This window comes from Propionibacterium australiense (genome assembly GCF_003666605.1).
Lineage (GTDB): Bacteria > Actinomycetota > Actinomycetes > Propionibacteriales > Propionibacteriaceae > Propionibacterium > Propionibacterium australiense.
This window is the reverse complement of the sequence record NZ_RCIV01000022.1, coordinates 22,251-38,866: the sequence shown is the minus strand read 5'-3', so window position 1 is coordinate 38,866 and position 16,616 is coordinate 22,251. Positions and strand designations below refer to the sequence as shown.

The window sequence follows — 16,616 nt, the reverse complement described above, 5'->3', positions numbered from 1 at the left end:
GAGATTGTCGAGTGTTTGGTAACCCAATTATCTCTGTGGCAGGCCCTCACCTTTTATCATGACACGCCCATACTGGTGAAATAGCCTCCAAGATCACCCCTCAAACCAAGAGTTTTGAATAACCCTCCTAGACTGGCGCTGAGAGTATCCTTCCTCACCATCGCACACTCGTGAGGCATCCATGGTTGACCGTGATCAGCTCTCTCTCCTGCTGCAGGTGGCGCGCGCCTACTGGATCGACGACCGCAGCCAGGCCGACATCGCCGCCGAGATCGGCTACTCCCGCTCGATGGTCTCCCGCATGCTGCGACAGGCCCGCGAGCTCGGCATCATCCGGTTCACCGTCGGGCACCCGCTCGAACGCGCCTTCGAGCTCGAACAGGCGCTCACCGACGGCTTCGGTCTCAGCCAGGTGCGCGTCTCGGTCGAGGACGCCGGGCAGGACGTCTCGGACGTCTCCCAGCTGGCGGCCGGCCTGCTCGGCGAGGCCATCAGCCCCGACTGCGTGCTGGCCATCACCAATGGCAACTCGGTGCCCCACGTCGTGCACGCGATGGCCCCGCTGCACCGGCCGGACGCGACGATAGTCCAGGCCATCGGCACGATCGCGCAGGACAACAACTCGGTGGACTCCCCCGAGATCTGCCGGCAGCTGGCCCAGCACCTGAAGGCCTCCTACCGGCTGCTGCCGGCGCCACTGGTCGTCCGCTCCCCCAGGGTCGCCGTCGCACTGCGCCGCGAGGAATCGGTGTCGATGACACTGGCCATGGCCGGGCACGCCGACGTCATGCTCACCGGCATCGGCGCCACCACGCGCAGCCACGACGGCGTGATCTTCGACAGCTACATCACCGCCGCCGAGCACGACGAACTGCTCAGGGCCGGTTCGGTGGGGCACATCTGCGGCCACCACATCGACGCGCAGGGGCACCACGTGGACTCGCACTTCTGCCAGCGCCTGCTCGCGGTCCCCTTCGAACGGCTGAAGGGCATCTCGAACGTCATCGCGGTGGCGTGGGGCCGGACCAAGGCCCCGGCCATCCTGGGCTGCCTGCGCGGCGGACTCATGTCGGCCCTCGTGACGGACGTGCCCACCGCTCAGGCCGTGCTGGCGCTGGCCGGCGGCTGAGGCCCGATCGGCGCCGTGCTACCACGCATTCGCCGACCGTGAGCCTGCGATGCGGAGAGCGGGGAAGCGCCCGGGCCGGGTCGTCCGCGATCCGGAACAGTCCTCACGTGGTGGAGGGGCGGGCGTCGTCGCCGACCGTGATGACGAACGTCTCGTCACCGATCGTGATCGGCCCGGCGGTGATGGGTGCTGCGGTGTCGGCGGTGGCGGGGAGGACCATCCGGCGACCGATGACGCGCTGAAGGTTCGTCAGCATCTCGTCCGGCGCGCCGTTCCCGGGCGGTGTCACGTGCAGGCGCGCGGGGGCATGGTGTGAGCGGGCCGTGTAGGTGACGGTGCAGTCGTAGTCGTCGCGAAGCGTCTGGATGATCGCGTCGAGTGTCGGCTGGACGCCGCAGGAGTCGCAGTACCAGGCCTCGTCGCGGCGGACGGTGGGCAGACCGCACTGGTGGCACTCGGGGTTCCCCCGTCGTGCCTGCCAATCGATGAAGCCGTTCCAGGCGTGCCGCTCGGCGTGGAGCTGGCGTGCGTCGGCACCCACCAATGCCCGCAACGTGCGGACGACCTGCTGGGCGACGAATGTGTCCAGGTCGCGGCACACGTCCTTCGGGTCGAGAGAGCCTTCGCTGTCGCTGGCCTGGACGTGGGGATCGGGGAGCAGATCGCCGACCCGGAACAATGTGTCGCCCCGGTACAAGCCGCGGAGCGGGTCCTCGATCTCGAGCGCGACCCACGGGCTGTACCTGCTGACGACGCTGTCCTCGTCTTCCACGATCTGGTACGTCATCATGCCGGGGGCGTAGTACGCCTCCAAGGCACCGATGACGTGCACGACGTCCCGGACGTTGGTGGTGAGCGCCGGTTCGTCGCCGAACGCCTCGTCGAGCACCATCCTGAGTTCGTCCCAGCTCGGGTTGGGGAACGGCACGATCTGCCGCGCCGAGACGATGACGAGCTGGGGGAAGTCGCGTTCGGCCCCCTCGACGGCCTGCGCGACCGTCTCGGCCTCCCGGAGGATCGTCGCCGGGAGGTCGAGGTGGGCGTGCCGTCCCCCGCGCTGTCGACACGGGAGGAGGAACTCCCGGAGGAGCGTCGTCTGGGTGTCGGGTTCGGGGTCGAACGCGATCTCATAGGTGTTCATGCCGATTCCTCTGGCCATGATTCATCGTGGTGGTCATTGTCGCACCGGCCCCAGATGGCGCTCGGTGCCGCGTCGAGCAGCTCCACGCCGCGGCCGGGCGCGATGCGGTCACCGGTTCTCCGGTGAGCGCACCGCTCGCGGACAAGGCCCCGCCTGGCCCGTGCCGGCGCCGGCCAGTGACTGCGGGCCCGGCCGGTGACCAGGACGCAGCAGGGGCCCCGCACCATCGCGGTGCGGAGCCCCTGCTCGTGGCGAACGGGCGGCCGGGCCACCCTCACGCGATCAACGCGCGGCGGAACCCTCGACGTAGTCCTTGTCGATGTCCTCGCTCCAGCTGAAGAGCGAGCGGATCTGCTTGCCGACGGTCTCGATCGGGTGGGCCTCGCCCTCGGCGCGGAGCCTGTTGAACTCCGGGGCGCCGGCGGCCTGGTCGTCCATGAAGCGCTTGGCGAAGGTGCCGTCCTGGATGTCGGCCAGGACCTCCTTCATGCGCTCCTTGACCTCCGGGCCGATGACCCGCGGCCCGGAGACGTAGTCTCCGTACTCGGCGGTGTCGGAGCAGGACCAGCGCTGCTTGGAGATGCCGCCCTCGTTGATGAGGTCGACGATCAGCTTCATCTCGTGGCAGACCTCGAAGTAGGCCATCTCGGGCTGGTAGCCGGCCTCGACGAGCACCTCGAAACCGGTCTGGATCAGCTTGGACAGGCCGCCGCACAGGACGCTCTGCTCACCGAACAGGTCGGTCTCGGTCTCCTCGCGGAAGGTCGTCTTGATGGCGCCGGCACGGGTACCGCCGATGGCCTTGGCGTACGACAGGACCAGCGGCCAGGCCTGTCCGGAGGCGTCCTGCTCGACGCAGACGAGGACGGGGACGCCACGGCCGGCCTCGTACTCGCGGCGCACGGTGTGGCCGGGGCCCTTGGGGGCGACCATGACGACGTCGTGGTCGGCGGCCGGCTTGATGTAGCCGAAATTGATGTTGAAACCGTGAGCGAACAGCAGGGCAGCGCCGGCCTTCAGGTTGGGCTCGATCTGCTCGGTGTAGATCGTGGACTGGACCTGGTCGGGGGCCAGGATGACGATGACGTCGCCCTCCTTGACGGCGTCCTCGACCGACTTGACGGTCAGCCCGGCCTCCTCCGCCTTGGCGACGGAGCCGGATCCGGCGCGCAGGCCGACGATGACGTTGACGCCCGAGTCGCGCAGGTTGAGCGCATGAGCGTGACCCTGCGAGCCGTAACCGATGACGGCCACCGTCTTGGACTGGATCACCGAGAGGTCGGCGTCGTCCTCATGGAACATTTCTGCCATTGCTACTCCTGTTGTGTGTGGTTCCCGCGTGTTGTGTGTGGTTCCCGCGCTCAGCCCTTGTGCTTGGCCAGAGCCGGACGTTTCTTCTCGTTGATGCTCCTGCTCCCACGACCCAGGGCGACCTGGCCGGACTGCACCATCTCGATGATGCCGTAGGAGGAGACCATCGCGCTGAAGGAGGCGATCTTCTGCTGCCCCCCGGTGACCTCAATGGTCACAGAGTCCGGGCTCACATCGACGATGTGTCCGCGGAACAGATTGGTGATGTCGATCACGGCCGAACGAGTCGAGTCGGTGCAACTCACCTTGACGAGCAGCATCTCGTGGTTGACCGCATTGGCCTCGAGCTCGACGATCTTGTAGACCTCGATGAGCTTGTTCAGCTGCTTGACGACCTGCTCGATGACGCGCTCGTCCTCGACGGCCATGACGATGGTCATCCGCGAGACCTCCGGGTGCTCGGTGGTGCCCACGGACAGGGAATCGATGTTGAAACCGCGCCTGGAGATCAGGCCCACGACGCGCGCGAGCACGCCCGGCTTGTTGCTCACCAGAACACTGAGCGTATGAGTTCTCACAGCTCGTCCTCCCCCCAGTTCGGCGCCATGTCGCGCGCGATCTTGATGTCATCATTGCTGGTGCCCGCGGCGACCATCGGCCAGACCATGGCGTCCTTCTCACAGACGAACTCCATGACGACCGGTGCGTCGTTGATGGCGGCAGCCTTGGCTAGGACCTCGTCGACCTCGTCCTCGGTCCTCGCCCGCAGCCCGACCGCACCCATGGCCTCGGCCAGCTTCGGGATGTCCGGCAGCTGGTCCGAGTGCAGATCGGTGTGCGAGTAGCGCTCGTTGTAGAACAGTGACTGCCACTGCCGCACCATGCCGAGCGCGCTGTTGTTGATCACCGCGATCTTCACCGGGATGTGGTTGAGCGCGCAGGTGACGATCTCCTGGTTCGTCATCTGGAAGCAACCGTCGCCGTCGACACCGATGACCACCTTGTCCGGCGCACCGACCTTGGCGCCCATCGCCGCCGGCACGCAGTAGCCCATCGTTCCGGCGCCACCGCTGGTCAGGAAGTGGTTGGGCTGGTCGACCGGCAGCAGGTGCGCGGCCCACATCTGGTGCTGGCCGACGCCGGTGGCGTAGATCGCCTCGGGACCGAACTTCTCGCCGATGCGCTCGATCACCCACTGCGGGCTGAGCGTGCCGTCGGCCGAGCGCTCCTTGGCCACCTGGTAGCGGTCCTTGAGGCCCTGAAGGTACTCGTGCCAGGAACTCAGGTCCTGGCGCTTCTTGCTCTCCAGCCGGTCGGCGAGACCGGCGAGCACCTTGCGGGCGTCGCCGACGATCGGCACGTCGGCGTTGATGTTCTTGCTGATCTCGGCCGGGTCGATGTCGGCGTGGATCACGGTGGCGTGCGGGGCGAAGGTCGACAGCTCGCCGGTGACCCGGTCGTCGAAGCGCATGCCGACGGCGAGCACCACGTCGGCGCGCTGGATCGCGCCGACGGCCGCCACCGTGCCGTGCATGCCGGGCATGCCCAGGTAGAGCGGATCGGTGCTGGGGAAGACACCCTTGGCGGTCAGCGTGGTGGCCACCGGGATCCCCATGAGCTCGACGAAGGCCTTGAGCTCCTTCGCCGCCCTGGCGCGGATGACGCCGCCGCCGGCGATGAGCACGGGGCGTTCGGCCGCGGCCAGCACACGCGCGGCGGACGACATCTGCTTGGCGTGGGGCGTCACGGTGGGCTTGTAGCCGGGCAGCGCGATCTTCTCGGGCCACACGAAGGGCACGACCTGTCGCAGGGCGTCACCCGCGACGTCGACGAGGACCGGCCCCGGACGGCCCGTCCGGGCGATGTGGTAGGCCTCGGCCAGCGCTGCGGGAATGTCCTCGGCGTGGGTGATGAGGAAGTTGTGCTTGGTGATCGGGGTCGTGATGCCCCTGATGTCGGCCTCCTGGAAGGCGTCGGTGCCGATGGCTGTCGACTTCACCTGGCCGGTGATGGCGATGAGCGGCACCGAGTCCATGTAGGCGTCGCCAATGGGGGTCACGAGGTTGGTGGCGCCCGGACCCGAGGTGGCGATGCAGACGCCGACCCGGCCGGTTGCGACGGCGTAGCCCTCGGCCGCGTGGCCGGCGGCCTGCTCGTGGCGGACCAGGACATGGCGGATGTCTGAGTCGAACAGGGGATCGTACAGCGGGAGGATCGCGCCGCCGGGAAGACCGAATACGGTGTCGATCCCGAGTTTCTCGAGGGACTTCAGCAGCGCTTGGGCGCCGGTGAGCTCAGTCGCGCCGGTCTCGCGCGACGTCGGTTCGCCTGCCATGGCGTTCTCCTTCTCGGCTCGTGAGCCTGCGGCTCACTCGTGGCAGCGCCGCCCCTCAGCGACGCCAGGTCCGTGCCCGCCGCTCGTGGTGCTGGCACGAGCGAGGCGATTGTCCTGACCAACAAAAAACCCCCGCTGCCTGCTGGCACACGAGGGAGCGCTTCGTCGGAACGAGCGAAGCGCTAGGCGAGTACGAGGATTCGACTTGCGAGCACGCGGTCATTATTGCACGACCCGTTCACCTGATGACACGGGGTGTCCACGCAGTGGCCGCCTGGGCGCGTCCCAGGCCTGCGATGTCACGGTCATGACCCCGGTTTCACAGGCGCACCGGGAAGCCCGCGCGGTCGAGTTCCTGCTTGACCTGCTCGACGGTGAGCACGCCGTAGTGGAAGACGGAGGCGGCCAGTACGGCGTCGGCGCCGGCACGCACGGCCTCGACGAAGTCCTCCGCCCTGCCGGCGCCCCCGGAGGCGATGAGCGGCACGTCGACGGCCTCGCGGACGGCGGCCGTCATCTCGGTGTCGAAGCCGTCCTGGGTTCCGTCGGCGTCCATGGAGTTGAGGAGGACCTCGCCGCAGCCGCGGGAGACGGCCTCCACGACCCATTCGATGGCGTCCAGACCGGCCGAGCGGCTGCCCCCGTGGGTGGTGACGCCGTAACCGGACGGCATGCCGGGTTCGCGGCGGGCGTCGAGGCTGAGGACGAGCACCTGGTTGCCGAAGCGTCCGGTGATCTCGTCGATGACCTGGGGGTTCGCGATGGCGCCGGTGTTGATGCTCACCTTGTCGGCGCCGCAGCGCAGCAGGACGTCGACGTCCTCGACGGTGCGCACTCCCCCGCCGACGGTGAGCGGGATGAAGACCGTCGAGGCGCATCGGGTGACCATCTCGCGTGTCGTGGCGCGGCCCTGGGAGCTGGCCGAGATGTCGAGGAAGGTGAGTTCGTCGGCGCCGGCCGCCCCGTAGGTGTGAGCCAGTTCGACGGGGTCACCGGCGTCCCGCAGGCGGGTGAAGTTCACGCCCTTGACCACCCGCCCGTCGGTGACGTCCAGGCAGGGGATCACGCGAATGGCCACGCTCATGCGCCAAGCCTACCGGGCGCCGCGGTGACGACGGCGCGGCACGGCCGCCGCTGGCCGGGCTCACTCGCCAGGCATGGTGATCTCGCCGAGCGGGGCCCAGCCCTGCTGCTCGGTCGAGACCGAGACCACCTGCGGGCGGCGGCTGGCGTACTGGCCGAGGGTTGCCATGGCCTTGCTGAAGTGATCGGACTCCACGTGCGCCGTGCCGGCCGCGGCGTCCCGGTAGGCCTCGATGAGGATGTACTGGTCGGGATTCTCGACCGACCTGGACCACTCGAACCACAGGCAGCCCGGCTCGGCGCGGCAGGCCTGGGTGAACTCCCGGGTCAGGTCCATGAAGTCGTCGACGTACTCGGGTTTGACGTCCCACTTGACGGTGATGGCGATCATGGGTCCATTCTTCCCGACCGGCACGGCCCCTGTCAGCAACCAGGGGCGGCCGGTCAGTCCAGGCCGGCCTGGTCGACATCGACGATGTCGCGTCGCAGCGCGCCGACCACGCCCCGGCAGGCGACGACGAGACCGGCCGGGCCCAGGACCTCGACCCCGGGCGCGTTCGAGACCTGGGTGGCCAGGTCGATGACCTGCCGGGCCCAGCGGACGAAGTCACCCGCCGTCAGCTCGGACTCGTCGAGCACCTGCGCGAGGCTCGCACCGAGAGCCCACAGGTGGAGGGGCGCGGCGAAACCCATGTCGAGGTTGCGGGAACGTTCGACACGATGGTCGCGCTCGACGAGCCTGACCTGACGCCAGACGCTGCGCAGGGCCTGCTGGGCCTGCTCGCTGGCCTCGGCGGGCATGCGGGACAGCCCCGGGCCGCCGACCCGCGACTCGTAGACGAGGGTGCTCAGCACGGCGGCCAGCGCCGGCGCGGACAGGCCGGCCAGGACACCGGCGCGGATGGCCTCGGCGATCACCAGGTCGAGCTCGCTGTAGATGCGGGCGAGCATGGCACCGGCCCGGGTGATCTCGTCGGGGTGCTCGGGGTCGAGGTAGCCGAGGGCGTCGAGGACGGCGCAGATGCGGTCGAACTGGGCGGCGATGGAGTGACGGGACTCCCCCGCCGGGCGGTCGCCCTCGGCGATCGAGCGCTCCAGGCGCAGGGCCCGTTCGGCCGCCCGGGCGTGCCGTTCGCGGTCGGGGCAGTCATGGCAGGGGTGCGCCGCCAGCTGGGCGCGCAGCCCCTCGACCTCGGCCGTCAGCTCGGCATCGGGCCTGGGTCTGGCCACCCCGCGCGGCCCCGCGCCGAGGCCGGCGACCCGGGTGTCGAAGGAGCGGGCCAGGGCGCGCCGGTCGGCCGCGGAGTGCCGGTCGAAGCGCTTGGGCACCCGCACCCTGCTGACGGCGGACACGGGCGCGCTGACGTCACGGGCGGCGAGCCTCAGGAGCTGGTGATCGGGCGTCATGATGAGCGGGTTCGGTTCGGGCGAGCCGGGTCGAGCGGGTTCGACGACGAGCACCCAGCCGTCGTGCCTGCCGGCGGTCAGCCAGCAGACGTCGCCGGGCCCGAGGGCCTCGAGCGAATCGGTGATCTCCGCGCGCCCCTCGGCCCGGCGGTTCCGCGAGATCTCCTTCTCCAGCACGCCGATGCGTTCCCGGCCGCGGGCGTACTGGACGAAGTCTCCCCGCCGGCAGGCGGCCCGTGCCCAGGCCTGCTCGATCTCGGCCGCGACGGCGCCGGCCCGGCGAGAACGCGCCACGACCCGACGGTCGGTCTGGAACTGGGCGAAGCTCTGCTCCAGGAGGGCCCGGGCCCGTACCCGTCCGACGGTGCGCACGAGGTTGACCGCCATGTTGTAGTTCGGCGCGAAGCTGGACCGCAGCGGATAGGTGCGTCTGCTGGCCAGCCCGGCGACGGCGCGCGGATCCATGCCGGGCTGCCACAGCACGACGGCGTGGCCCTCGTCGTCGATGCCGCGGCGGCCGGCCCGGCCGGTCAGCTGGGTGTACTCCCCCGGCGTGATGTCGGCGTGGGTCTGGCCGTTGTACTTCACCAGGCGTTCCAGGACGACGGTCCTGGCCGGCATGTTGATGCCCAGCGCGAGGGTCTCGGTGGCGAAGACGACCTTGAGCAGGCCCCGGGTGAAGGCCTCCTCGACGATCGCCTTGAAGGCCGGCAGCAGGCCCGCGTGGTGGGCCGCGATGCCCCGGCGCAGCGCCTCGACGAAGGCCCCCCAGCGCAGGGCCCGACGGTCCTCGTCGTCCAGTCCGACGCCGTGCCGGTGGGCGATGCGTTCGAGCTCGGCCGCCTCGTCGTTGCTGGTGAGACGGATGTTGGAGTTGAGCAGCTGACGGACCGCCCCGTCGCAGCCCGAACGACTGAAGACGAAGAAGATGGCCGGCAGCAGATGGGCCCGTTCGAGCCCGATGACGACCGCGGCCCGGCTCGGCGTCAGGGAGCTCCGGCCGGAGCGCTTGGCCGCGTACGCGTGGCTGGTGGCGCCGCCGAATCTGCCGGAGCCGTAGCTGATGGTCTTCTTGCCGCGTCCGCTGCGCCCGCGGGGGCGGCGTGAGTCGTCGCGCATCCGGCGGGCCTCGCTCCGGGCCAGCTGCACCAGGCGGGGGTTGACCCGGCCGCCCGGCCCGTCGAAGAGCTCGATGATCTCGTGTCCGGCCATGACGTGCTGCTGCAGCGGCACCGGCCGCTGCTCCGACACGACGACGTCGACGTGTCCGCGGACGGTGTCGAGCCACTCGCCGAACTCCTCGGCGTTGCTGACCGTGGCCGACAGGGAGACGATCTGCACCGACGCGGCGAGGCCGAGGATGACCTCCTCCCAGACGGCGCCGCGGAAGTGATCGGACAGGTAGTGCACCTCGTCGAGGACGACATAGGAGAGGGCGTCGAGGGAGCGCGAGGCCGCGTAGAGCATGTTGCGCAGCACCTCGGTGGTCATGACGACGATGGGGGCCTCGCCGTTGACGCTGACGTCCCCGGTGAGCAGGCCGACGTTGGCGGAGCCGTGACGGGCCACGAGGTCGTGGTACTTCTGGTTGCTCAGGGCCTTGATCGGCGTGGTGTAGAAGCAGCGCCGCCCCTCGGCCAGCGCCACGTGACAGGCGTACTCGCCGACGACGGTCTTGCCGGAGCCGGTGGGGGCTGCGACGAGCACGCTGTGCCCGGCGTCGATGCTGGCGCAGGCCTCCCGCTGGAAGGGGTCGAAGGTGAAACCGTAGCCGGCCATGAACGCTGCCAGTCGTGCACTGGGAGCAGGGGACTGGGTCTCGCGTGATTGCTCGTCACTCACGTACCCAGCCTAGAATGGTCAGTGGCCGCCCAGCAGGACGTGACGGCCCGATGCGCGTGGGCCGGTCGGCTCGGGCGCCGTGAGAGGATCAGGTGATGAGCGCAGACGACTTCCCTCCCCGTGGCCTTCCCCCGGCGTCCGAGCGCCGTTCGATCCGCGCCGTCATGTCCGATCTGGACGGCACCCTGCTCGATCCGACGTCCTGGGTCAGTGCGCACACCCACCGCACGCTGGAGTCCCTGCACGAGGCCGGTATCCCGTTCGGCATCGCCTCGGGACGCGATGCCGTCTCGATCGAGCGGCTCATGGAGCAGTGGGGCATCACCGAGCTGGTCGACTTCGTCTCTGGCCTGAACGGCTCGGAGTTCCAGGACCGCCGCACCGGCGAGGTGAGCCGGGGGCATCTGCTCGAGGCGGGTCTGTTCCGTGAGGTCATGGACTTCTTCTCCGGCCTGCCCGTGGCGTTCTCGATCATCGAGGACGGCGTCTTCCTCACCCCGGAGGCGACCGAGCTGATGGATGAGATGACGGCGTGGGCGCGCGTGAGGGTGCACGAGGATCCGGACTTCGACCGTCTCCTGGACTCCCCGCAGGCCAAGCTCCACATCTTCTGCGACCCGCCCCAGATGGATCTGCTGTACGAACGCGCGGTCCAGTGGGACGACCCGCGCGTGAGCTGGCTGCGGACCGGGCCCAACCTCATCGAGTTCATGGCGCCCGGCGTCGACAAGATCCTCGGCCTGGACGCCATGGCGCAGGCCCTCGACCTGGACGTCGAGTCCGTCATGGCCTTCGGCGACGCCGAGAACGACACGAGAATGGTCGAGCAGGCCGGGGTGGGGGTGGCGATGACCAATGGCTGCGCGCAGACCCGCGAGGCGGCGGACTACATCGCACCGCCGAACGACGAGGACGGTTTCGCCAGGTTCACGAGCACCTGGTTCGGCCTCGCCCGCCCCTGAGCGGAGCCTGCTGCGCACCGGCCGGGCACGTGGGCCGGTCGGCTGCGAGGCAAGGCTCCGTGGTCAGCCGGTGCCGGCCTCGAGCTGGCGTGCCCGCCGCTTGTCGTTGCGCTTGCAGATGACCTCGGCGACGACGTACAGACCCGACATGGGCAGGGCCAGGACCGCCATGGAGATCGGGTCGGTCGAGGGCGTCGCCACCGCCGCGAACAGGAAGCAGCCGAAGACGGCGATGGAGCGGTACTTGCCCAGGGCCGCCCCGGTGATGATGCCGAACTTGTCGAGCATGACGAGGACGACCGGCAGCAGGAAGCTCAGGCCGAAGACGAGCAGCAGGGTGATCTCGAAGGTGAGGAACTCGTTGGCGTCGTTGAGGTTCGTCACCCCTGACGGGTTGAACTCCAGCAGGACGGCGAAGCCCTTGGGGCAGACCCAGTACCCGAGCACGATACCGGCCAGGAACAGCGGGATGGACGGCCCGAGGAAGTTCAGCGCCGCCCTGCGCTCGTTGGCGAGCAGGCCGGGAGCGATGAAGCGCCACAGCTGGTAGAGCCAGACGGGACACGACAAGATGAAACCGGCGACGACGGGGATCTTCATCCACAACGTGAAGCCGCCGGTGATGTTCGAGGTGGTGATGGCCACCTGGGCGTCGGGATTGTTCGCCTGGTAGGTGGCGATCGCGGTGTTGATCGGGTGGAAGAAGACGGCGATCAGCTGGTCGAAGAAGATGAAGCAGCACAGGGCGGCGACGATGAGGGCCACGATCGACACGAGGATGCGGTAACGCAGCTCCCGCAGATGATCGACGAGCTCCATCGAGCCGTCCTCGGAGATCTCGGGAGGACGCCAGGACGCGGGCAGGATGTGACGGCGTCTGCGTCTGGGCCGCGCAGCACCGCCCGGCTGCTCCTGGTCGGTCGTGGTGGCCATGTCGCCGGGCGCGGATCAGGCGTTGTCGGTGGTCGGGTCGACGACCTCGCCCTCCACCGGCTGCTGCGGCTGCGGCTGGGCCGGCTGCTGCGGCTGGGCGGGGGCCTGTGTCACGGCGGCGGCCTCGTCGGCCTTCTTCTTGGCGCTGAGGCCCTCGGTCTCCTCCTTGAACTCGCGGATGGCCTTGCCAGAGGCACGGCCGAGCCCAGCCAGCTTGGTGCCGCCGAAGAGCAGGACGGCGAGGACCAGGACGATGAGGAGTTCCTGCCAGCCGAGATTCATGTCACGTCTCCTTGAGTAGGGCGCCGGCGGGGCGGCGCGTGTTCTGCCGCCGAGCCCGGCGGCGTCTGTGTCCATCGGCACTGGGCCGAGCCCTGTCGATCGCTGCGCGCAGTACCTGCAGGACAGATTACGCGGGATCACCAAAGAGCATCGCGTTCAACTCCAGTGCTGCGGACGCCCTGTCCCTGGCGCCGCGCACGGCAGTGGCCGGTTCGACGGCCAGCACCTGGTCACCCAGGCGCAGCAGCATGCCGTCGACCCAGCCGGGGTCGCCGACGGGGAAGACGGCGCGCACCGCCCCGTCGGCCAGTTCCTCGACGTGCGAGGTCGGGTGGTACTCGATGATCCAGCGGGCGTGTGCCGCAAGATCGAGGGTGACGGTCTGCTGGGCATCGTCGAACCAGGGTCGCTGCACGGGCGGGTCACCATGGTCGGCGGCGGCCTCCCCGGTCGGCTCGATCTCGTTGACGCGGTCGAGCCGGTAGGTGCGCCAGCCCTCCCGGGCCTCGCCGTGGCCGTCGACCGGGTCGTCCTCGGCCAGGGACCACGCGTGCAGATAGGCGGCGCCCTCGCGCACCTCGATGACGGCCGGGTCGACGAGCGGACGTGTCGTGCGGCCGCGGCTGGCGTTGTCGTAGACCAGCCGCACCCGTTGGCCCGTCTCGATGGCCTGGCCGAGCCGCTCCCTCACGGTCTCGTCGCCCGTCGACAGGCGCAGGTCGACCCGGTCGCCCGGGGTCTCGGCGACCAGGGTCTCGAGCGTCCGGCCGGCCCGGCCGGCGGCGTCGGCCAGCGCGCCGGTGGCAAGCTCGGCGACGGCCCTCAGGGCGACGACCAGGCTCGCCGCCTCGTCCGGGGTGAAGCGCATCGGGCGCGAGAGGTAGTCGGCGTTGCTGAGGCGGATGACGCCGGCGTCCTTGACGGTGTCCATGTCGATCTCGATGAGGTCTCCCCCGCCCTGGCCGGGCAACCCGCACATCCACAGGGCCTGGAGGTCCCTGCCGAGCTGGGCGGGGGTGATGCCGAAGGTCCTGGCGACCTCGTCGACGGTGGCGCCGGGATTGCTCATCAGATAGGGGACCTCGGCGAGCATCCGCTGGACCTGTTCGGCGCTCGTACTCATGCCTGCCTCCCCGCGCTGATCCGGAGCAGCCGTACGACCTCGGCACGCAGCTCGGCCGGCTCGAGGACGACGGCGTCGGGTCCGGCAGCGGCGATCTGAGCGGCGAGGTCATCGCCGGCCGCGTGGTCGATCCGCCAGCACTGGAAATCCTCGGGCAGGTCGACGTCGCTGTCCACGGGCGTACCGCGCCGGGTCAGCCAGGGCTGGCACCCGCCCCGCACGGCGACGAGGGCGCTCGTATCGGGCCCTGCGGGTTCGAGGGAGCGGGAGAGAGCGTCCACGTCGGTGCCGTCGGGGACGGTGAAGGCACCGGGGCCGCCGACGGTGTCCGGACCGGAGCTGATGCGCCCCAGCTTGAACATGCGCGGGGCCTGCCTGCCCTCGTCGAACCCGAGCAGGTACCAGCTGCCGCGCCGCCAGGTGAGCCTCCACGGCTGGACGGTGCGCAGCTCGTCGGCGCCGCGGTAACCGAAGTTGATGCGGGTGCGGTCGAGGGTGGCCTGCCAGCACACGTCGAAGGCCGGTTCGCTGGCGCTGATGCGCGGCGCGAGGGCCTCGAACCGGCGGGAGTCCACCTGGGCGCCGGCCGCGCGCAGTTTCGCGATGGCGCTGATCGTGTCGGAGGCGACGCTCGCCTCGCGCCAGACGCGGGAGGCCAGTGCCAGGGCCGACAGCTCGTCCGGGTCGAAGGTGACCGGCGGCAGCTCGAAGTCGTGGCGGATGATGCGGTAGCCCGGTTCGTCCTTGAAGTAGCCGTCGTCGCTGCCGGTGGCGATCGGCACCCCCAGGGACCGCAGCGCCCTCTTGTCGCGTTCGAACATGCGGTCGAAGTTGGCCGGGCTCATCTCCCGGTAGTCGGTGACGAGCTCGCGCAGTTGCTCCTTGCTCACCCAGTGGCGTGCGCTGAGCAGGGCGATCGTCAGGTTGACGAGCCGTTCGGATGTTCGTTGCGCCACACCGTGAACGGTACCAGCGCCCATCGCCCCACGGCCGGACGCCTGCGCCGCGCACCGGGTGCGTGCCACCCGCCGTGCCACCATGGTCTGGTGAACGATTCCAGTCACCGTGGTGCGGGACGTTTCGCCCCCTCCCCGACCTGCGACCTGCACCTGGGCAATCTGCGCACGGCACTGCTGGCCTGGCTCTTCGCCCGCGCCGACGGGCTGAACTTCATCGTGCGCATCGAGGACCTCGACCGCGCCCGGGTGGCCGCCGCACCGGGAGTCGCCGACCAGCAGTTGCGTGACCTGGAGGCCATCGGCCTGGACTGGGACGGTCCGGTCGTGCGCCAGAGCGAGCGGCTGGACCTGTACCGGGACGCCACGGCCGGCCTGGACGGCTACGAGTGCTTCTGCACCCGCCGCGAGATCGCCGAGGCGTCCAGCGCACCGCACGCCGGCCAGCGCCCCTATCCCGGCACGTGCGCGAACCTGAACGAGGCAGAGCGCAGGATCAGGCGGGCCAGGCGCCCGGCGGCCCTCCGCGTGCGGGCCGGTGGAGCCGTCCAGCGGGTGGCGGATCGTTTCGCCGGTACCGTCACGGGTCAGGTGGACGACTTCGTCCTGTGGCGCAACGACGGGGCGCCCGCCTACAACTTGGCGGTCGTCGTGGACGACATGGCGCAGGGCATCACCCAGGTGACGCGGGGAGCCGACCTGCTCGCCTCGGCCCCTCGCCAGGCGTGGCTCACCGAACGGCTCGGCGGCAGGGCCCCGCAGTACGCCCACGTCGGTCTCGTCGTGAACGCCCGCGGTGAACGCCTGGCCAAGCGCGACGGCGCCGTGACGCTCACCGAGCTGGTGGCCTCCGGCACGAGCGCCCGGCAGGTCTTCTGGCTGCTGTGCGACTCCTGCGCCCTGCCACGCGCCGACTGTCCCCGCGCCCTGCTGGGGATGCTGGCCGACGACGCCGGTGCGCTCACCGACCCGGCGCTGGCGCAGCCGTGGGTCGCTCCTGTTCCCGTCGCGCCCTGACGGCTCAGGCGGTCTGCTGGAACAGGATGTCGACGACGAAGACGAGGGTCGCGTTCGGGTCGATCGCCGGGCTCTCGTTGCCGTCCGGGTAGGCCAGTGAGCCGGGGACGACGAGGAGGACGCGGCTGCCGACCGTCTGCCCGACGAGGCCCTGCTGCCAGCCGTCGATGAGCGAGTTCAGGGCGCCGCTCTCCGGGGCCGGGTCGCCATCGTTGTAGGTCGACTCGATGACGTGCCCGTCGGAGTAGGCCACCTCCAGGTAGTTGACGGTGAGCGTCGCGCTGGTGTCGGCGATCTCGGGGCCGTCGCCCTTGATGAGGGTCTGCACCTTGAGCTCGTTCGGGGCGTCGACGCCGGAGCGGATCGACACGGACGGCTTGTTGATGCCGTCGTCCCAGGTGACGGTGGGCAGGTTCGCGTCGTCGACGGTGACCGTGGCGCCGGCCGGTTCGGACAGGACGGTCGAGACGATGTCGACGACGAAGAAGAGCGTGTCGCCCACCTCGATGCCGGCGCTCGCCGCACCGCCGGCGGAGTCGTAGCCGTCAGAGCCGGGGACGCCGATGAGCACCCGGTCGCCCACGTGCTTGCCGGCCAGGCCCTTCGAGAAGCCGGCGATGACCTGGTCGAGCGAGAAGGTGGTGGTCTTGCCGGAGCCGTAGTTCTCGTCGAAGACGACGCCGGTCCGCCCGTTGACGCCGTGGTACTTGACCTCGACCGTCCCGCCCTCGGGGACCTCGGCGCCGTCACCCTGCGTGAGGACCGTGCTCATGGTCTCGTCCACGCCCAGCGGCCACTCGGCGCTGACGGTCGGGGCCTGCCCGGCCTCGCCCTCGACCTTGATCTTGTCGAGGCTGTCGATGATCGTCGCCGGGGCCTGGCTGGTCGACTCGCTGGGCTCGGCGCTCGCGGCCGGGGACGACGAGGCGTCCGAGGTCTCCTCGTCGTTGCCGCACCCGGACGCCCCCATGAGGACGAGCGGGATGAGCAGGGCCGCGGCGAGCCGTCGGAGGGCCCGTGCGCGGCGTGGGTCAGATCCGCTGGGATGAACTAGCACGCGGTCATGCTACTAGCCGCTGGTGTGAGAGTCGCCGA

At 69.9% G+C, this 16,616-nt stretch carries 15 protein-coding genes; 3 read left to right on the top strand and 12 right to left on the bottom strand.

What is annotated here, in order from left to right; all coding sequences use genetic code 11:
* Positions 1–181: 181 nt before the first annotated feature.
* The gene (locus D9T14_RS11915) at positions 182–1,129 is read left to right on the top strand and encodes a sugar-binding transcriptional regulator (RefSeq protein WP_119162748.1); all 948 of its coding nucleotides are present in this window, start codon (positions 182–184) and stop codon (positions 1,127–1,129) included.
* Between the two features lie 103 nt (positions 1,130–1,232).
* Here the strand turns inward: D9T14_RS11915 and D9T14_RS11910 are convergent, their stop codons facing one another.
* The 7 genes from D9T14_RS11910 to D9T14_RS11880 all read right to left on the bottom strand — a co-directional run bounded on the left by D9T14_RS11910 (position 1,233) and on the right by D9T14_RS11880 (position 10,185).
* Complete coding sequence (locus D9T14_RS11910; protein ID WP_119162747.1) at positions 1,233–2,270, bottom strand: TFIIB-type zinc finger domain-containing protein; 1,038 nt, start codon at positions 2,268–2,270, stop codon at positions 1,233–1,235.
* A 282-nt stretch (positions 2,271–2,552) separates the two neighbouring features.
* Complete coding sequence (ilvC, locus tag D9T14_RS11905) at positions 2,553–3,581, bottom strand: ketol-acid reductoisomerase (RefSeq protein WP_119162746.1); 1,029 nt, start codon at positions 3,579–3,581, stop codon at positions 2,553–2,555.
* A gap of 50 nt (positions 3,582–3,631) precedes the next feature.
* Positions 3,632–4,159: an acetolactate synthase small subunit gene (ilvN, locus tag D9T14_RS11900; protein WP_119162745.1), complete on the bottom strand. Its 528-nt coding sequence runs from the start codon at positions 4,157–4,159 to the stop codon at positions 3,632–3,634.
* A complete protein-coding gene (locus D9T14_RS11895) occupies positions 4,156–5,916 on the bottom strand; it encodes an acetolactate synthase large subunit (RefSeq protein ID WP_119162744.1) in 1,761 nt (586 codons plus the stop codon). The genes ilvN and D9T14_RS11895 overlap by 4 nt, the downstream gene beginning before the upstream one ends.
* Positions 5,917–6,235: 319 nt before the next feature.
* A complete protein-coding gene (hisF, locus tag D9T14_RS11890) occupies positions 6,236–7,000 on the bottom strand; it encodes an imidazole glycerol phosphate synthase subunit HisF (RefSeq protein ID WP_119162743.1) in 765 nt (254 codons plus the stop codon).
* Between the two features lie 60 nt (positions 7,001–7,060).
* Positions 7,061–7,390, bottom strand: coding sequence for a putative quinol monooxygenase (locus D9T14_RS11885; RefSeq protein WP_119162742.1), 330 nt, complete (start codon positions 7,388–7,390; stop codon positions 7,061–7,063).
* 53 nt (positions 7,391–7,443) lie between these two features.
* Positions 7,444–10,185 (bottom strand): DEAD/DEAH box helicase, encoded by a 2,742-nt coding sequence (locus D9T14_RS11880; protein ID WP_119162741.1) that lies wholly within the window; start codon positions 10,183–10,185, stop codon positions 7,444–7,446.
* A gap of 158 nt (positions 10,186–10,343) precedes the next feature.
* Between D9T14_RS11880 and D9T14_RS11875 the strand changes: the two genes are divergently transcribed.
* On the top strand, positions 10,344–11,210 hold the full coding sequence (locus tag D9T14_RS11875; protein WP_119162740.1) for a Cof-type HAD-IIB family hydrolase: 867 nt from the start codon (positions 10,344–10,346) through the stop codon (positions 11,208–11,210).
* 63 nt (positions 11,211–11,273) lie between these two features.
* Here D9T14_RS11875 and tatC read toward each other — a convergent pair whose 3' ends face one another.
* The 4 genes from tatC to D9T14_RS11855 form a co-directional block, all read right to left on the bottom strand.
* Positions 11,274–12,143 carry a twin-arginine translocase subunit TatC gene (tatC, locus tag D9T14_RS11870; protein ID WP_119162739.1) on the bottom strand — a complete coding sequence of 290 codons (870 nt, stop codon included), beginning with the start codon at positions 12,141–12,143 and terminating at the stop codon, positions 11,274–11,276.
* A gap of 15 nt (positions 12,144–12,158) precedes the next feature.
* Positions 12,159–12,425 (bottom strand): twin-arginine translocase TatA/TatE family subunit, encoded by a 267-nt coding sequence (tatA, locus tag D9T14_RS11865; protein ID WP_119162738.1) that lies wholly within the window; start codon positions 12,423–12,425, stop codon positions 12,159–12,161.
* Between the two features lie 127 nt (positions 12,426–12,552).
* Complete coding sequence (locus D9T14_RS11860) at positions 12,553–13,548, bottom strand: helix-turn-helix transcriptional regulator (protein WP_126464206.1); 996 nt, start codon at positions 13,546–13,548, stop codon at positions 12,553–12,555.
* On the bottom strand, positions 13,545–14,504 hold the full coding sequence (locus tag D9T14_RS11855; RefSeq protein ID WP_119162736.1) for a helix-turn-helix transcriptional regulator: 960 nt from the start codon (positions 14,502–14,504) through the stop codon (positions 13,545–13,547). Before D9T14_RS11855 ends, D9T14_RS11860 begins: the two co-directional genes overlap by 4 nt.
* Positions 14,505–14,594: 90 nt before the next feature.
* Between D9T14_RS11855 and gluQRS the strand changes: the two genes are divergently transcribed.
* Positions 14,595–15,521, top strand: a complete 927-nt coding sequence (gene gluQRS / locus D9T14_RS11850; RefSeq protein WP_232012487.1) for a tRNA glutamyl-Q(34) synthetase GluQRS — start codon at positions 14,595–14,597, stop codon at positions 15,519–15,521.
* Positions 15,522–15,525: 4 nt separating this feature from the next.
* Here gluQRS and D9T14_RS11845 read toward each other — a convergent pair whose 3' ends face one another.
* Complete coding sequence (locus D9T14_RS11845; protein WP_119162735.1) at positions 15,526–16,578, bottom strand: FKBP-type peptidyl-prolyl cis-trans isomerase; 1,053 nt, start codon at positions 16,576–16,578, stop codon at positions 15,526–15,528.
* Positions 16,579–16,616 lie beyond the last annotated feature (38 nt).